The organism is Streptomyces sp. NPDC053750, from assembly GCF_044544295.1.
Classification (GTDB): Bacteria; Actinomycetota; Actinomycetes; order Streptomycetales; family Streptomycetaceae; genus Streptomyces.
On sequence record NZ_JBITXB010000023.1, the window covers coordinates 27,121 to 41,995 of the forward strand.

14 protein-coding genes are annotated in these 14,875 nt (G+C 74.6%); 12 read left to right on the forward strand and 2 right to left on the reverse strand.

Annotated elements, in window-relative coordinates:
* Nucleotides 1–34 precede the first annotated feature (34 nt).
* Nucleotides 35–1,639, reverse strand: a complete 1,605-nt coding sequence (locus ACIGO6_RS36840; protein ID WP_399884271.1) for an MFS transporter — start codon at nt 1,637–1,639, stop codon at nt 35–37.
* Between the two features lie 286 nt (nt 1,640–1,925).
* Nucleotides 1,926–2,774, reverse strand: coding sequence for a mycofactocin-coupled SDR family oxidoreductase (locus ACIGO6_RS36845; protein ID WP_399884273.1), 849 nt, complete (start codon nt 2,772–2,774; stop codon nt 1,926–1,928).
* Nucleotides 2,775–2,978: 204 nt separating this feature from the next.
* Between ACIGO6_RS36845 and mftA the strand changes: the two genes are divergently transcribed.
* Genes mftA through mftE form a run of 12 tightly spaced genes read left to right on the forward strand, consistent with a single transcriptional unit; the run spans nt 2,979 to nt 14,873 of the window.
* Entirely contained in the window at nt 2,979–3,101 is a 123-nt protein-coding gene (gene mftA / locus ACIGO6_RS36850) for a mycofactocin precursor MftA (RefSeq protein ID WP_399884275.1), read from the forward strand.
* A gap of 13 nt (nt 3,102–3,114) precedes the next feature.
* The gene (gene mftB / locus ACIGO6_RS36855) at nt 3,115–3,417 is read left to right on the forward strand and encodes a mycofactocin biosynthesis chaperone MftB (RefSeq protein WP_399884278.1); all 303 of its coding nucleotides are present in this window, start codon (nt 3,115–3,117) and stop codon (nt 3,415–3,417) included.
* On the forward strand, nt 3,414–4,649 hold the full coding sequence (gene mftC / locus ACIGO6_RS36860) for a mycofactocin radical SAM maturase (RefSeq protein ID WP_399884280.1): 1,236 nt from the start codon (nt 3,414–3,416) through the stop codon (nt 4,647–4,649). The genes mftB and mftC overlap by 4 nt, the downstream gene beginning before the upstream one ends.
* Entirely contained in the window at nt 4,640–6,535 is a 1,896-nt protein-coding gene (locus ACIGO6_RS36865) for a mycofactocin system FadH/OYE family oxidoreductase 1 (RefSeq protein WP_399884282.1), read from the forward strand. Before mftC ends, ACIGO6_RS36865 begins: the two co-directional genes overlap by 10 nt.
* Nucleotides 6,532–8,490 (forward strand): mycofactocin system FadH/OYE family oxidoreductase 2, encoded by a 1,959-nt coding sequence (locus ACIGO6_RS36870; RefSeq protein WP_399884284.1) that lies wholly within the window; start codon nt 6,532–6,534, stop codon nt 8,488–8,490. The genes ACIGO6_RS36865 and ACIGO6_RS36870 overlap by 4 nt, the downstream gene beginning before the upstream one ends.
* The gene (locus ACIGO6_RS36875; protein ID WP_399884286.1) at nt 8,487–9,455 is read left to right on the forward strand and encodes a mycofactocin-associated electron transfer flavoprotein alpha subunit; all 969 of its coding nucleotides are present in this window, start codon (nt 8,487–8,489) and stop codon (nt 9,453–9,455) included. Before ACIGO6_RS36870 ends, ACIGO6_RS36875 begins: the two co-directional genes overlap by 4 nt.
* Entirely contained in the window at nt 9,452–10,771 is a 1,320-nt protein-coding gene (locus tag ACIGO6_RS36880; RefSeq protein WP_399884288.1) for an FAD-dependent oxidoreductase, read from the forward strand. The genes ACIGO6_RS36875 and ACIGO6_RS36880 overlap by 4 nt, the downstream gene beginning before the upstream one ends.
* Entirely contained in the window at nt 10,768–11,085 is a 318-nt protein-coding gene (locus tag ACIGO6_RS36885) for a ferredoxin family protein (protein ID WP_399884290.1), read from the forward strand. The genes ACIGO6_RS36880 and ACIGO6_RS36885 overlap by 4 nt, the downstream gene beginning before the upstream one ends.
* The gene (locus tag ACIGO6_RS36890) at nt 11,082–11,915 is read left to right on the forward strand and encodes a mycofactocin-associated electron transfer flavoprotein beta subunit (RefSeq protein ID WP_399884292.1); all 834 of its coding nucleotides are present in this window, start codon (nt 11,082–11,084) and stop codon (nt 11,913–11,915) included. The genes ACIGO6_RS36885 and ACIGO6_RS36890 overlap by 4 nt, the downstream gene beginning before the upstream one ends.
* Nucleotides 11,912–12,691, forward strand: a complete 780-nt coding sequence (locus tag ACIGO6_RS36895; protein WP_399884294.1) for a mycofactocin-coupled SDR family oxidoreductase — start codon at nt 11,912–11,914, stop codon at nt 12,689–12,691. Before ACIGO6_RS36890 ends, ACIGO6_RS36895 begins: the two co-directional genes overlap by 4 nt.
* Nucleotides 12,688–14,145 (forward strand): mycofactocin biosynthesis glycosyltransferase MftF, encoded by a 1,458-nt coding sequence (gene mftF, locus ACIGO6_RS36900; RefSeq protein ID WP_399884296.1) that lies wholly within the window; start codon nt 12,688–12,690, stop codon nt 14,143–14,145. The genes ACIGO6_RS36895 and mftF overlap by 4 nt, the downstream gene beginning before the upstream one ends.
* Complete coding sequence (gene mftE, locus ACIGO6_RS36905; RefSeq protein ID WP_399884298.1) at nt 14,142–14,873, forward strand: mycofactocin biosynthesis peptidyl-dipeptidase MftE; 732 nt, start codon at nt 14,142–14,144, stop codon at nt 14,871–14,873. The genes mftF and mftE overlap by 4 nt, the downstream gene beginning before the upstream one ends.
* The last annotated feature ends 2 nt before the right edge of the window (nt 14,874–14,875 follow it).

Genomic DNA, 14,875 nt, shown 5'->3' on the forward strand with positions numbered 1-14,875 from the left:
CGATGAGAAGGGCTTGCGGACAGGGGTTTCTCGGTCACTCCGCCGTACGGACCGCGACCTCGGGCCGGGGCACGCTGTGGGTGCCGGCAGCTGCCGGAGAGTTCTCGGAGGTGTTCTCCTCGTTCTGAGTGACCTGGATGTGCCGCAGCCTGAGCACCGAGAGCAGCGCGGCACCGAGAGCGACGACAAGGCCGGTCGCGGCGGTCATGTGCATCGCGTCCACGAACGCGCCGTGGGCGGTGTGCAGGATCTCCTCGGCCTGTGCGGCGGGGAGGTGCGTCGCGGCCTGCGCGGCGCCGCCCAGGGTTTCGCGGGCCGGCTCCAGCGCCGACTGGGCAAAGCCGGAGCCGATGTGGTCGTCGAAGGAACCGCTGTAGGCGCTGGCGCCGATGGTGCCGAGTACCGCGATGCCGAGGGCACCGCCCAGTTCCTGGTGCGTCTGGGTGAGCGCGGAGACCGAACCGGCCTTCTCCGGCGGCGCCGCCGCCACGACCAGGTCGGTGACCATGGTGAGCACGATCGCGGAGCCGACGCCGATGCCCACCACTCCGTAGACCAGCAGCGTCATGTTGCGCTCCAGGCCGATCTGGGTCATGGCGGCGAAGCCGGTGGCGCCGAAGACGAAGCCCGCCGTGATCACGTAGGCGGGACGCACCTTGCGGGCGGCCATCACCGCGAAGGGCACGAGCAGGAAGGTGAGGGCGGGTGACGCCATGGTCCACAGCGCCGCCTCCAGGGGGCGCATGCCGAGCACGCCCATGAGGTACTGGGTGGTGAAGATGCCGTAGCCGATCAGGCAGAAGAAGGCGATCAGGCTGAGCGAGATCGCGGGCGCGAAACCGCGGTTGCGGTACAGCCTCAGGTCGACCATCGGGTGGGCGAGCCGCGACTGGCGGATCAGGAACAGCGCGCCGACCACGACGCCGGCCGCGATGGCGGCCAGCGTCAGGGCGTCGAACCCCTTGGCCGCGCCCTCCTTCAGGCCCCAGATGACGGCGAGGACGGCGGCCAGGGACAGCAGCGCGCTGAGCACGTCGAACTTCTGCGGTGTGGCGGACCGGTACTCGGGCACCAGCAGGGGGGCCGCGATCAGCAGGAGCAGCAGGACGGGGACGTTGATCAGGAAGATCGAACCCCACCAGAAGCTGTTCAGCAGGCTGCCGCTGATCACCGGGCCGATCGCGGCACCGGCGGACAGCCCGATCGACCAGACGGCGATCGCGGTGCTGCGCTGCTTGGGGTCACGGAACATGTTGGTGACCAGCGCCAGGGTCGAGGGCATCAGGGTCGCCCCGCCCAGACCCTGCAGGGCGCGGGCCGCGATGAGCATCTCGGCGCTGCCCGCGAAGGCGGCCGCGACCGAGGCTATGCCGAAGACGGTGGCACCGATCAGCAGCAGTCTGCGGCGGCCGACGACATCACCGACGCTGCCCATCGTGATGAGCATGCCGGCGAGGATGAACCCGTAGATGTCGACCATCCACAGCTGCTGTGTGCTGGTGGTCTCCAGTTCGGCGGCGATCGACGGCACGCCGAAATACAGCACCGTGATGTCCATGGAGACCAGGAGGAGGGGAAGGGTCAGGACAGCGAGTGCGATCCACTCCTTGCGTCCTGCCCGTGTCTGTGTGGGGGTCATGTGTGTGCGTCCTTCGTCGCCGGTTGCTCGGGCATCGCGATGCGTTCCGTTCGGTGCTGCGATCCCTCACGGATGGGGCACCCGCACAGACGCCGTCCGCGTATTCGCATGGATCACCCTGACTGCAGGCATTCGCAGTGCGCAATCCATTCAAGCGGCCACGGGACCATGCATGCCATGATCACACCCCCCTAACAGGTCCCTGACCACCCCTAATTGACGTCGCTTTTATCAGTTGTTTTTCGAGTCGTTCTCAAGCGCATTTCGAGTAATTCTGCGCTCCGGCTCACAGACCCTGTTTGACGGTCGCGCCGGCGTCGACCTTCAGGTGCAGACCGGTGACGTAGCGGGACTCGTCGGAGGCGAGGTAGACCACCGCGTGCGAGACGTCGATGGGGTTCACGAACGGGATCGGCATCGACTGCAGTCCGGTGAAGACGGGGTCGACGTCCTCCCGGGTCGGCTCCTCCAGGTCCGGACGGAAGGTCCGGTACACGGCGTCGTTGAGCAGCATGTCGGTGTCCACGTTCGTCGGGTGGACCGCGTTGACGCGCTGCCCGCTGCCCGCCACGAGCTGCGAGAGCGTGTTGACGTACTCGACCAGCGTGTGCTTGGCGAAGCGGTAGCCCGCGAAGCCGGGGCCGGCCGGCGAGACGTCGCCGTGGCCCGGCTGCAGCCCGGTCATCGAGCCGATGACGACGATCGAGGCGCCCTCGCCCAGGTGCGGCAGCGCGAAGTGCACCGTGTTGACGACGCCGGAGAGGTTGATGTCGACGGTGTCGGTGAAGGCGTCGATCGGGCGTCCGGCGCCGATCGGCAGGATGCCCGCGTTGGGGACCACCACGTCGAGGCGGCCCAGTTCGGCCACGCCCTCGTCGATGGCGGCCTTGAGCGCGTCGCGGTCGCGCACGTCCGCGCGCCGGGCGACGACGCGGCGGCCCGTCTTCTCGACCAGTCGCGCGGTCTCCTCCAGGTCACCGGGGCCCGCCATGGGGTACGGCGCGCTCTCGATGTCCTCGCACAGATCGACGGCGATGATGTCGGCGCCCTCCTCGGCCAGCCGCACGGCGTGGCTGCGGCCCTGCCCTCGGCCGGCCCCGGTTATCAGCGCCACTTTTCCAGCCACCCGGCCCATGGGGACCTCCCTATTCCAATGCTTCGGATTTCACTGGCAGTTCTCGTTCGGCGGTAATCAGCCGCATCAATAGTGAGGCGTCGAGAGGGCCCGGCGGAGTACTCCCGCCCCCCTATCTATCTAGGGGTGGACTCATCTCACGGAAACCGCGCACCATCGAGTCGTAGGCCGTCAAACTCACATTTCCATGAAGGGAGTCGGCCCATGGCCCCGGAGCCGGAGACCGAACAGAACGAGACGGCCGCCCAGCCGGGCGCCGAGGAGCTGGCAGCCGAGGAGCTGCTGGTGGAGGAGGTCTCGATCGACGGCATGTGCGGTGTCTACTAGCCAGGAGTCCGCAGTGTTCGCTCCCGAGCGCCCCCACCGGTGTTCCCCCAGCGTGGCGCTGCGTCCGGAACCCTTCGGCGCGCTCGCCTACGACTTCCGCACCCGTCGGCTGAGCTTCCTCAAGACGCCGGCGCTGGTCGAGGTGGTGCGGACGCTCGGCGACCACCCCGACGTGCACACCGCGCTCACCGGCGCGGGTGTGGCCCGCGAACAGCACGGCGCCTATCTCAGGGCCCTGGCCTCGCTCGCGGACAGCGGAGTGATCGAACCCCGCCCCGAGATCCGTCCCGAACCGTTTGTGGAGCGTGCGGCGTGAGGCTCGTCGACCATTTCGAGACCGGGCTGGACGCCCCGATCTGCCTGACCTGGGAACTGACGTACGGCTGCAATCTGTCGTGCGTGCACTGCCTTTCGTCGTCCGGGCGGCGCGACCCGCGTGAACTGACCACGGCGGAGTGCAAGGCGGTCATCGACGAACTCCAGCGCCTGCAGGTCTTCTACGTGAACATCGGCGGCGGCGAGCCGACCGTGCGACCGGACTTCTGGGAGCTCGTCCAGTACGCCACCGAGCACCAGGTCGGCGTGAAGTTCTCCACCAACGGCGTGCGCCTGACCCCGCAGCGGGCCCGATGGCTGGCCGCCAGTGACTACGTGGACGTCCAGATCTCGCTGGACGGCGCCACCGCCGAGGTCAACGACGCGGTGCGCGGCGCCGGTTCGTACGCGACGGCGACGCGGGCCATGCGCAACCTCGCCGACGCGGGCGTGCGCGACTTCAAGCTCAGCGTGGTGGTGACCCGGCACAACGCCGGGCAGCTCGACGCGTTCAAGGAACTCGCCGACGCGCACGGAGCCCAGCTGCGCCTCACCCGCCTCCGGCCCGCCGGACGCGGCGCGGACGTCTGGGACGAACTGCACCCCACCGCCGAGCAGCAGCGTGCGCTGTACGAGTGGCTGCTGAGGCAGGGCGAGGGCGTGCTGACCGGCGACTCGTTCTTCCACCTCAACGCGCTCGGTTCCGGTTCGCTGCCGGGCCTCAACCTGTGCGGCGCGGGCCGCGTGGTGTGCCTGATCGACCCGGTGGGCGACGTGTACGCCTGCCCGTTCGCCATCCACGACGACTTCCTCGCCGGCAACGTCCGCTCCCCGGGCGGCTTCACGACGGTGTGGCGCGAATCCTCCCTGTTCGCCGAGCTGCGCGCCCCGCAGACCGGCGGCGCGTGCACGGCGTGCTCGGCGTACGACGCGTGCCGCGGCGGCTGCATGGCGGCCAAGTTCTTCACCGGGCTGCCGCTGGACGGCCCCGACCCGGAGTGCGTCAAGGGCAACGCGGAGTCCGCCCTCGCCTCGGCCGGCAGGGGCCGGGCGCCCCGCCCGTCCGGGGACCACTCCCACCGCACCGCCCGTGCCCCGCGCCCGCGGCCGGTCCCGGTCGCCATCGGCTGGGGCCCGCCCGCCGCCGCACCGCCGCCCGACCGGGCCTGCGACACCAGTCCGCTGGCCGGCTTCACGGCCGGGCGCGAGGAGGCCGGCCGGACATGCGCCTGACCGACCCCGTCGCCGTGGGCCCTCGCACGGCTCCCAGCCGGGTGATGTTCGGGCCGCACGAGACCAACCTGGGCCGGGGCCGTGGGCTGTCCGGACGTCATGTCGCCTACTACGAGCGGCGCGCCGCCGGCGGTGCCGGACTGGTCGTGACCGAGACGGCGAGCGTCCACCCCTCGGACTGGCCCTACGAACGGGCCCCGCTGGCCGCCGACTGCGCGGCGGGCTGGGCGGACGTCGCGGCGGCCTGCGCTCCGCACGGCACGCTGGTGCTGGCCTCACTCGGGCATGCCGGTTCGCAGGGCTCCTCCGCCCATCACCAGTCGGCGCTGTGGGCGCCGTCCCGGGTGGCGGACGTGGTGAGCCGCGAGATGCCCATGGAGATGGAGGCGCCCGAGATCGCCGCCCTGACCGACGGATTCGCCGCCTCCGCGACGCTCGCGGCCGGGGCCGGTCTCGCGGGGGTGGAGATCGACGCCGGGCAGCACAGTCTGCTGCGGCAGTTCCTGTCCGGCCTCACCAACCAGCGCACCGACGACTACGGCACCGACCGGGCCAGGCTGCTGCGCGAGGTGCTGCACGCCGTCCGCGCGGTGCTGGGCGACGACCGGGTGCTCGGCCTGCGGCTGTCCTGCGACGAGCTCGCCCCCTGGGCCGGCATCACCCCCGACCACGCCACCGGCCTCGCCCGGGAGCTGGCCGGCGCGCTGGACTACCTCGTGGTGGTCCGCGGCTGCGCCATGGGGGTCTCCGCCACCAGGCCCGACTTCCACACGCCCGCCGGCTTCAACTCCGAGCTGTGCCGCACGGTGCGCACCGCGGTGGACGGCGCGGTGCCCGTGGTGCTCCAGGGCTCGGTGACCGACCCGGAGCAGGCACAGCGGGCCCTGGACGACGCGGTCTGCGACCTGGTGGAGATGACCCGCGCGCAGATCGCCGAGCCCGACCTCGTCTCCCTGGTGCGCGCGGGCCGTCCCGGACGCGTCCGTCCCTGTGTGCTGTGCAACCAGAAGTGCCGGGTGCGCGACAACCGCAATCCCGTGGTCTCCTGCGTCGCGAACCCGGCCGCCGGACACGAGACCGAGGACCGCCCGCTCGACGGGCGGGTGCCGGACCACGCCGCGCTGGACGTCCTCGTGGTCGGCGGCGGGCCCGCCGGTCTGGAAGCGGCCCGGGTCCTGGCCGGGCGGGGCCACCGCGTGGAGCTCGCCGAGCGCGGCGAACGCCTCGGCGGCACGCTGCGCGACGCGGGGGCACGCTGGGCACCGCTCGCCGACTGGCTGGAGGCCGAGGTACGCCGCCTGGGCGTGACGGTCCGCACCGGCACCGGGATCTCCCAGGACCACCTGGCGGACCGCACGGCACTGCTCGCCACCGGTTCCCGCCCGGGGCCGCGGCCGTACGACGTCGAGGGCGGCGAGGTGGTCGAGGCGGCCGACGTCCTGGCCGGGCGGGCCCGGCTGCCGCTCGGCCCGGTCCTCGTGCACGACCCGGTCGGCGACGCCACCGGCACGGCCGTCGCCGAACTCCTGGCCGCGCAGGGCCGCAGCACCCTGATCGTCACCCAGGACCAGGTCGTCGGCACCCAGCTCGCGCTGACCGGCGATCTCGCCGACGCCAACGGCAGACTGCGGCGCGCCGGCGTGACCTTGGTCAAACGCGCCGCCCTGCGTGCCGTGCACGACGGCGCCGTGGTCGTCGAGGACGTCCTCACGGGCGAGCAGCGGAAGCTGGAGTGCGCCGCCGTGGTGCACTGCGGTCACCGGCTGCCCGACACCTCCCTGGAGGGCGGGGCGCGTGCCGGGGACTGCGTGGCGCCGCGGACGGTGCACGAGGCCGTACTGGAGGGACGCCGGGCGGCCCTGGCGCTGGAAGGAGGTGCCCGGTGAGCGCCCTGCGCCATCTGTTCTCGCCGCTGCGCATCGGTCCGCTGACGGTGGCCAACCGCATCGTGTTCTCCGCGCACCTGACCAACTACGCCGAGGACGGGCTGCCCAGCGAACAGCACGCCGCCTACTACGCGGCCCGTGCGGCGGGCGGCGCCGGACTCGTCATCACGGAGGAACACTCCACCCACGCCACGGACTGGCCGTACGAGAAGCTGATCCACGGCTACCGGCCCGAGGCGGTGCCCGGTTACCGCCGTATCACCGAGGCGGTGCACGCCCACGGCACGCCGATCCTCGCCCAGCTCAACCACAACGGCGGCCAGGCGTCGTCGATGTACTCGCGGCTGCCGGTGTGGGCGCCCTCGCCGGTGCCCGATCCACTCTTCCGCGAGGTCCCCAAAGCCGTCACCGTCGCCGAGATCGCCGAGATCACCGCCGGTTACGCCACGGTGGCCGGGCACTGCGCCGAGGGCGGCTTCGACGGGGTGGAGCTCCAGTGCTCGCACTCCTCGATCGTGCGCGGCTTCCTCTCCCCCACGACCAACGTCCGCACCGACGCCTACGGCGGCTCGCTCGCGAACCGCGCGCGCGTCCTGCTGGAGACCGTCGACGCGGTACGGGAGGCACTGGGCCCGGACCGGGCGCTCGGCGTGCGGCTGTGCGGGGACGAACTCGTCGAGGGCGGCACGACCATCGACGAGGCCGTGGAGATCGCCCGGCTCGTGGAGGCGACCGGCAAGGTCGACTACATCAACACCTCCATCGGCGTGGCCACGTCGACGCTCTACATGATCGAGGCGTCGATGACGGTGCCGCCCGGGTACGCCCTGTTCATCTCCAACGCGATCCGGCGCGCCGTCCGGCTCCCCGTCGTCGGCGTCGGCCGGATCAAGGACCCGGTGCAGGCGGAACGGGCGCTGGCCGAGGGGCACTGCGACCTGGTGGGCGTGGTGCGCGGGCAGATCGCCGACCCGGACTTCGCGGCGAAGGCCCGCGCCGGGCGGACCCCCGACATCCGCACCTGCCTGTCCTGCAACCAGGAGTGCGTGGGCCGGATGGGCCTGAACCGCTGGCTCGGCTGCATCGAGAACCCGAGGGCGGGACGTGAGTCGGTCCCGCTGCCCGACCCGGGCCCCCGTCCCCGGCGGGTGCTGGTCGTCGGCGGCGGGCCGGCCGGTCTGCAGGCCGCGGCCACCGCGGCGCGCCGCGGCCATCAGGTGACCCTGTACGAGCGGGCCGCGACGACCGGCGGGCAGGTGCAGGTGGCGGCCTCCGCCCCCGGCCGCGCCGAGTTCCTCGACGTCGTACGCAACCTGCTCGCCGAGTGCCGCAGGCACGGCGTGGAGATCCGTACCGGTGTGGAGGCCACCGAGGAGACGGTGCGGGCCGCCGCGCCGGACGCGGTGGTGCTCGCCACCGGGGCGCGTCCGCAGCCGCCGTACTGGGCGGGCGGTCTGGAGCGGGTCGTCGACGTGCGCGACGTCCTGGAGGGCCGGGCGTCGCCCGGCGCCGGCGAGCGGGTCCTCGTCGTGGACGAACTGGGCTTCCACCAGGCGACCTCCGTGGCGGAGCTGCTGGCGGACCGCGGCTGCCGGGTCCGCGTCGGCACGCCCGGCATGGTCGTCGGGCAGGACCTCGGCATCACCCTCGACCTGGAGACCTACTCGGTGCGGGCCCACGCCAAGGGCATCGAACACGCCACGGACCAGGTGGTGACCGGTGCGCGCCCGGACGGGACGGGAGTGGAGCTGGACGTGCTCACCCACACCACGGGAGAGGTCGCGCAGGAGCGCTACGACTGGGTGGTGTGCGCGGTGCACCAGACCCCGGCCGACGAACTGTGGCACGCCCTGCGGGGAGCGCCGTTCGCCGTGCACCGGGCGGGCGACTGCCTCACCCCGCGCCGGGCGCACGCGGCCGTCGTCGAGGGCCACCGGGCGGGGGTGGCGGTGTGAGCGCGCTGCCCTCCCGGCTCACCGCCGTCGCCGTCGTCGTGGTGCGCGAGGGCGTGCTGCCCGCCGGCGCGGACGAGGCCGTAGCCGAGGCGGGCGGCGCCGTCCTGCTCGCCGGCACGGGCGCCAAGGAGGCCGCCGGGGCGCTGACGTCGGCGCGGTGGGTGTGGGCCGCGGAGACCGGGACCGCCCCCGGGACGCTGGCGGCCGCGGTGGCCCCGCAGCTCGCCCCGGTGCACACGGTGGTGCTGCCCGCCTCGCCCGACGGCCGTGATCTGGCGCCGCGCCTGGCCGCCGAGCTCGGCCGCCCGTTGCTCGCCGGCGCGGTGGAGGTGCTGCCGCACGGGGCCGACGTACTGCGCTGGGACGGCCGGGCCCTGGTGGAGCTGACCGCCGACGGCCCCTTCGTCGCCACGCTGGTGCCGGGGCTGCGCGGCGCCGAACCGGAGCCGGCGGAACCGGAGCTGACCGAGCTCCGGCTCGACGCGCCGCGTCCGGTGCCCGACGCCCGGTGCCTGGCGACGGAGACCGGATCCGCGACCGCGGACGGTCTGGCCGAGGCCCGCAGGATCTTCGGCGCGGGCGGTGGGCTCGGCGGGCGGGAGACGGTGGACGTGCTCGCGCGGGTGGCCGCGGCGCTGGACGCGGCGGTCGGCGCGACCCGGGTGGTCACCGACGCCGGCTGGCTCGGCCACGAGCGGCAGATCGGCACCACCGGTGTCGCCGTCGACCCGGACCTCTACGTCGCCTTCGGTGTCTCCGGCGCTCCCCACCACACCGGCGGTCTGGGTGCCCCGCGCCATGTGGTGAGCGTCAACACCGACCCGCACTGCCCGATGACGGCCATGGCCGATCTGGGCATCGTGGCCGACGCCACGGCCGTACTCACCGAAGTCGCCCGGCAGTTGGGCCTCCCGGACGGCTCCGGGACCCTTGCCGCCCCCGAGGACAACGGAGCGTCGCGATGACCGACCAGCCCGCCTTCGACGTCGTGGTCGTCGGGGCCGGCCCCGCCGGATCGGCCGCCGCGCTGGAGGCCGCCCGCGCCGGACGGTCCGTGGCACTGCTGGAGCGCGGGCCCTACCCGGGCGCCAAGAACGTCTACGGCGGTGTCGTCTACGGCCGCGTCCTCGGCGAACTCGTCCCGGACTGGTGGCGGCACCTGCCGGTGCAGCGCTGGGTGACCCGGCGCTCCACGATGGTGCTCACCGGTCACCAGGCCCTCACCGTCGACTTCCGGACCGAGGACTGGGGATCGGCCCCGTACAACGGCGCGACCGCCCACCGTGCGGAGTTGGACGGCTGGCTCGCCTCCCTCGCCCAGGAGGCGGGGGCGGTCCTGGTGCCGTCGACCACCGTCACCGGCCTGCTGCGCGACGCCTCGGGACGGGTGAGCGGGGTGCGCACCGACCGGCCCGACGGGGACCTCACCGCGCGCGTCGTGATCGCCTGCGACGGCGTCAACTCCTTCCTCGCCAAGGAGGCGGGGCTGTTCGACAAGGTCCCGGGACGGCAGGCCGAGCACACCTCCCTCGGCGTCAAGGAGACCCTCGCGCTGCCTCCCGAAGTGATCGAACAGCGCTTCGGTCTGACCGGCCGGCACGGTCAGGACATCGAGATCCTCGGCTGCACCGGCACCATCCCGGGCGGCGGCTTCCTCTACACCAACTACGACTCCGTCAGCATCGGCGTCGTACTGTCCCTGACCGGGCTCGCGGCGTCCGGCTCCCGGCCCGAGGAGGTGCTCGCCGGCCTCAAGGCGCACCCGGCGGTGGCCCCGCTGATCCGGGGCGCCGGACTCAAGGAGTACTCCGCGCACCTGATCCCCGAGGGCGGCTACGACACCATGCCCGAGCTGGTCGGCGACGGCATCGTGGTGGCGGGGGACGCCGCCGCGATGTGCCTGGCCGCCGGCGTCTGGCTGGAGGGCGTCAACTACGCGCTGGGCTCGGGCATGCACGCCGGGCGCGCCGCGGCGGCGGCCGTGGGCGCGGGCGACACCTCGGCAACCGGCCTGGCCGGCTACCGCCGCGCCCTGGACGACTCGTTCGTCCTCACCGACCTGCGCAGACTGCGCCGGGTGCCGCGGCTGGTCTTCTCCGACCGGGTGCAGCGGTCCTACCCCGGGCTGCTGTGCGACCTCGCGCAGGACTTCTTCACCGTCGACAACCCGCGCCCCAAGCCGGGGCTCGGCGCACTGGCACGGTCCGCCGCCCGCCGGCACGGGGTGAGAGTGCGCCATCTGCTGTCCGACGCGTTCACCGGATGGAGGTCCTTCGGATGACCCGTACGACCGGCGGCGGGCCGGACGGCCCCGCCGACGGCTCCTTCGAGGACCGGATGTCCACCGTGGACTTCCGGCTCTCCGAACGGGCCCACATCACCGTGGACACCGACGTGTGCCGCGGCTGTTCGACCCGGGTCTGTGTGCACGCCTGCCCGGCCCGGCTGTTCGTGCCGACCGACGACGGCTCGATCCTGTTCAACTACGAACAGTGCTTCGAGTGCGGCACCTGCTACCAGGTCTGCGACGCCGACGGCGCCATCACCTGGACCTATCCCGACGGCGGCCACGGCGTCGCCTTCCGGAAGGGGTGAGCGCCGTGCTGGTGGTGGCCGCGCTGCGCCACAGCGACCCGCGGGCCGCGGTGGACCCGCTCTCCGGCCGGGTGAGCACCGATGCCTACGCCGGCGCCGCGTCGGACGCCGACCGCTGCGCGCTGGAGGTCGCCCTGCGGATCGCGGGGGACCTGGGCGGACGCTGTCTGGCCGTCACCGTGGGACCACCCGCGGTCGAGGAGATGCTGCGCGAGGCCGTGGCCGCCGGCGCCGACGGCGTACTGCGCGTCGACGGGCCGGCCGGCGACGGGGCCGCCACCGCGGCGTCCCTGCACGCGGGGCTGGCCGCCCGGGGGCTCGTCCCCGGACTGGTGGTGTGCGGGGACCGCTCGACGGAGCGCGGCACCGGCAGCACCCCGGCGTACCTGGCCGCCTCGCTGGGCGCGGCACAGGCGCTCGGCCTGACCGAACTGACCGCCGACGGCGACGGGCTGCGCGCGGTGCGCCGGCTCGACGGCGGCCGTCGTGAGCTGCTGGGCCTGCCCCTGCCGGCCGTGTGCTCGGTGGAGCCGGGCACGGCCGTGGCACGCCGGGCGCCGCTGGCCGCCGTGCTCGCCGCCCGCACCCGGCCCGTCCCCGCGGTCTCCGTGTCCGCCGCTCCCGTCCCCGCGGTCCGCGCGGGCACCGTCCGCCCCTACCGGCCCCGCCCCCGGGTCCTGCCCGCCCCCGAGGGGGAGCGGCCCCACGAGCGGCTGCTGGCCCTCACCGGAGCGCACACCCCGCCCCGCACGCCGCCCCGGCTGGTCACGCCCGACAGCCCCGAGGAGGCGGCCCGTCTGCTGCTGGAGCACCTGCGGGAGCGGGCGTGAGGACCGCCCTCGTCACGGGGGCCGCCCGGGGCATCGGCGCGGCCGTCGTGGACCGGCTCGCGGCCGACGGCTGGCAGGTCGTCGCGGTCGACGTGTGCGCCGACGTCCCCGGCGCCGGCTATCCGCTGGGCACCGAGGAGCAGCTGAAGGCCCTGGCGGGACGCCGGCCCGGTGCCGTCCTTCCGGTGGTCGCCGACGTACGGGACCCGGAGGCGCTGGAGCGGGCGGTCCGGCTGGCGCACGAGGAGTTCGGCGCCCTGGACGCCGCGGTGGCCGCCGCCGCCGTGATGGCGGGCGGGCGCCCCCTGTGGGAGACCACCGACGACGAGTGGGACGTGCTGTTCGAGACCGGGGTGCGCGGAGTGGCCCGTCTGGCGCGGGCCGCGGTCCCGGCGCTGCTCGCCCGGCCCGCCCCGCGCTCGGGCCGGTTCGTCGCCGTGGCCTCCGCGGCCGCGCACCGCGGTCTGTGGCACCTGGCCGGATACAACGCCGCCAAGCACGCGGTGGTGGGCCTGGTTCGCGGGCTGGCCGCCGACCTGCGCGGCACCGGGGTCACCGCCACCGCCGTCTCGCCGGGGTCCACCCGCACCGCGATGCTCGACGCCAGCGCCGACCTGTACGGGCTGGCCGATCCCGAGGAATTCGCCCGGCACCAGCTGGTGGACCGGCTGCTCGAACCGCAGGAGGTCGCGGCCGCCATCTGCTGGCTGTGCGGCGAGCAGTCCTCCGCGGTGACCGGCACCGTGGTCCACGCGGACGGAGGTTTCACCACATGAACCGCCCCACGGCCCCCACCACGACCAGTCCGGCCGGTCCCCCGCCGGCGGCCCCGTCCGGCCCCGGCGAGCCCGCCGCCCCCGCCGCCGCGCTGCGGCTGGCCGCCGACCCGGGACTGCGTCGTCTGGCGGGCGGCCGGACCCTGCTCGGCGGTGCGCCCTACCGGGTGCTGCGCCTGAGTGAGCGCGGTGCGCGGCTGGTGGAGGGCTGGCTCGCCGGCGAGCCGGTGGCCGGCCACCCGGCCCACCGCCGTCTCGCCGACCAGTTGGTGCGGTGCCAGATGGCCCATCCGGTGCACACCGGCGCCCGGCCGGCCGCCGCCGACGTCACCGTGGTGATCCCGGTCCGGGACGCCCCGGACGCCGGCGACGGCTCACCGGCGGCGGACCGGTGCGCCGCCGTCGTGGTCGTCGACGACGGCTCCGCCGTGCCGCACCCGTCGGCCGCCGTCCGCCACCCGGCCCCGCGCGGCCCCGCCGCCGCCCGCAACACCGGCTGGCGGCTCGCCGGTACGCGGTTCGTGGCCTTCCTGGACGCGGACGTCGTGCCCGAGGAGGGCTGGCTCGAGCCGTTGCTCGCCCACTTCGCGGACCCCACCGTCGCCGCGGTGGCCCCCCGGGTGCGCAGCGTGCCGGGTACCACCGCGCTGGAGCGCTACGAACAGGACCGGTCGCCGCTCGACCTCGGGCCGCTGCCTGCCGTGGTCCGCCCCGGGAGCCGGGTGAGCTACGTGCCGACGGCCGCCCTCGTCGTGCGCGTCGACGCGCTGAAGGAGCACGGGGGGTTCGACGAGCGGCTGCGGTTCGGCGAGGACGTCGACTTCGTGTGGCGGCTGGCCGCCGCGGGCCACCAGGTGCGCTACGAGCCCGCCTCCACGGTCCGGCACGCCCCGCGCGCCACCTGGCCGGCCCTGCTGCGCCAGCGCTTCGGCTACGGAACGTCCGCCGCGCCGCTGGCCCTGCGGCACGGCCGTGCCGTCGCCCCGGTCCGGGCCTCGGCCTGGAGCCTGGCCTCCTGGGCTGCGCTGGCCGCGGGCCGCCCGGGGGTCGCGGCCGCCACCGCGCTGGGCACGGCCGCCCTGCTGCCCCGCAAGCTGAGCGGTGTCGGAGTGCCCGCGAAGGACGCGCTGGAACTGGCCCTGCGCGGCCACTGGGGCGCCGGCCGGCTCCTCGCCGACGCCGCGACCCGCGCGTGGTGGCCCCTCGCGGTGCCCGCCCTGGCCTCCGGGCGCCCAGGGCGTGTGCTGCTGGCCGCCGCGCTGGCACGGCACGTCACCGACTGGCGCCGGCAGCGCCCGGCGCTGGACCTTCCGCGCTGGACGGCCGCCCGGGTCGCCGACGACCTGGCGTACGGCGCGGGCGTGTGGTGGGGGGCGCTGCGGCACCGGACCACCGCGCCGTTGCGCCCGGACGCCGCCGAGTGGCCGGGCCGGGACGGAGTGCGCGTCCTGTGAGCGGTCCGCGCCGGCTCGCCGAACTGACCTGGCCCGAGGTCGCCGCCACCGCCTCGCGCAGCGTACTGGCCGTTCCGGTCGGCTCCACCGAACAGCACGGCCCCCACCTGCCGTTCACCGTGGACACCGACATCGCCGTCGCGCTCGCCGAGCGGCTGGCGTGCGCGCGCGACTGGATCGTGCTGGCGCCACCGGTGCCCTACGGATCCAGCGGCGAGCACGCCGGTTTCCCCGGCACCCTGTCGATCGGCCGGGAGGCGACCGAGCTGCTGCTGACCGAGTTGGTGCGGTCGGCGGACGCCTTCGCCGCCGTCGCCCTGGTCTCCGGTCACGGCGGCAACGCCGTGCCGCTCAGGAGGGCCGTGGCCCGGCTGCTTTCGGAGGGCCGCACCGTGCACTTCTGGGAGCCCTCGGGAGACCCGGCCGACTCGCACGCCGGCCGGGCCGAGACCTCGGCGATGCTGGCGCTGCGGCCCGCGGCCGTGCACCGGGACCGCGCCGCGGCCGGCGAGAGACGGCCTCTGTCCGCGCTGCTGCCCGCCCTGCGCCGCTCGGGGCTGCGTGCCGTGACCCCGAACGGGGTGCTCGGCGACCCGGCCGGCGCGGGTGCCGCCGACGGGCAGCGGCGGCTGGAGGCCTGGACGGAGGACCTGGTGGCGACGAGCTCGACCTGGACCCCCCGCAGGCCGGCGGCCGCGGCCGACGATCAGTCATGGGACACAATCTGACT

Excerpts from the sequence above, each read along its gene's own strand:
- ACIGO6_RS36845 (WP_399884273.1), bottom strand. The coding sequence starts at position 2,774 with ATGGGCCGGGTGGCTGGAAAAGTGGCGCTGATAACCGGGGCCGGCCGA.
- mftF (WP_399884296.1), top strand. The coding sequence starts at position 12,688 with ATGAACCGCCCCACGGCCCCCACCACGACCAGTCCGGCCGGTCCCCCG.
- ACIGO6_RS36885 (WP_399884290.1), top strand. The coding sequence starts at position 10,768 with ATGACCCGTACGACCGGCGGCGGGCCGGACGGCCCCGCCGACGGCTCC.
- ACIGO6_RS36865 (WP_399884282.1), top strand. The coding sequence starts at position 4,640 with ATGCGCCTGACCGACCCCGTCGCCGTGGGCCCTCGCACGGCTCCCAGC.
- ACIGO6_RS36880 (WP_399884288.1), top strand. The coding sequence starts at position 9,452 with ATGACCGACCAGCCCGCCTTCGACGTCGTGGTCGTCGGGGCCGGCCCC.
- mftA (WP_399884275.1), top strand. The coding sequence starts at position 2,979 with ATGGCCCCGGAGCCGGAGACCGAACAGAACGAGACGGCCGCCCAGCCG.
- ACIGO6_RS36840 (WP_399884271.1), bottom strand. The coding sequence starts at position 1,639 with ATGACCCCCACACAGACACGGGCAGGACGCAAGGAGTGGATCGCACTC.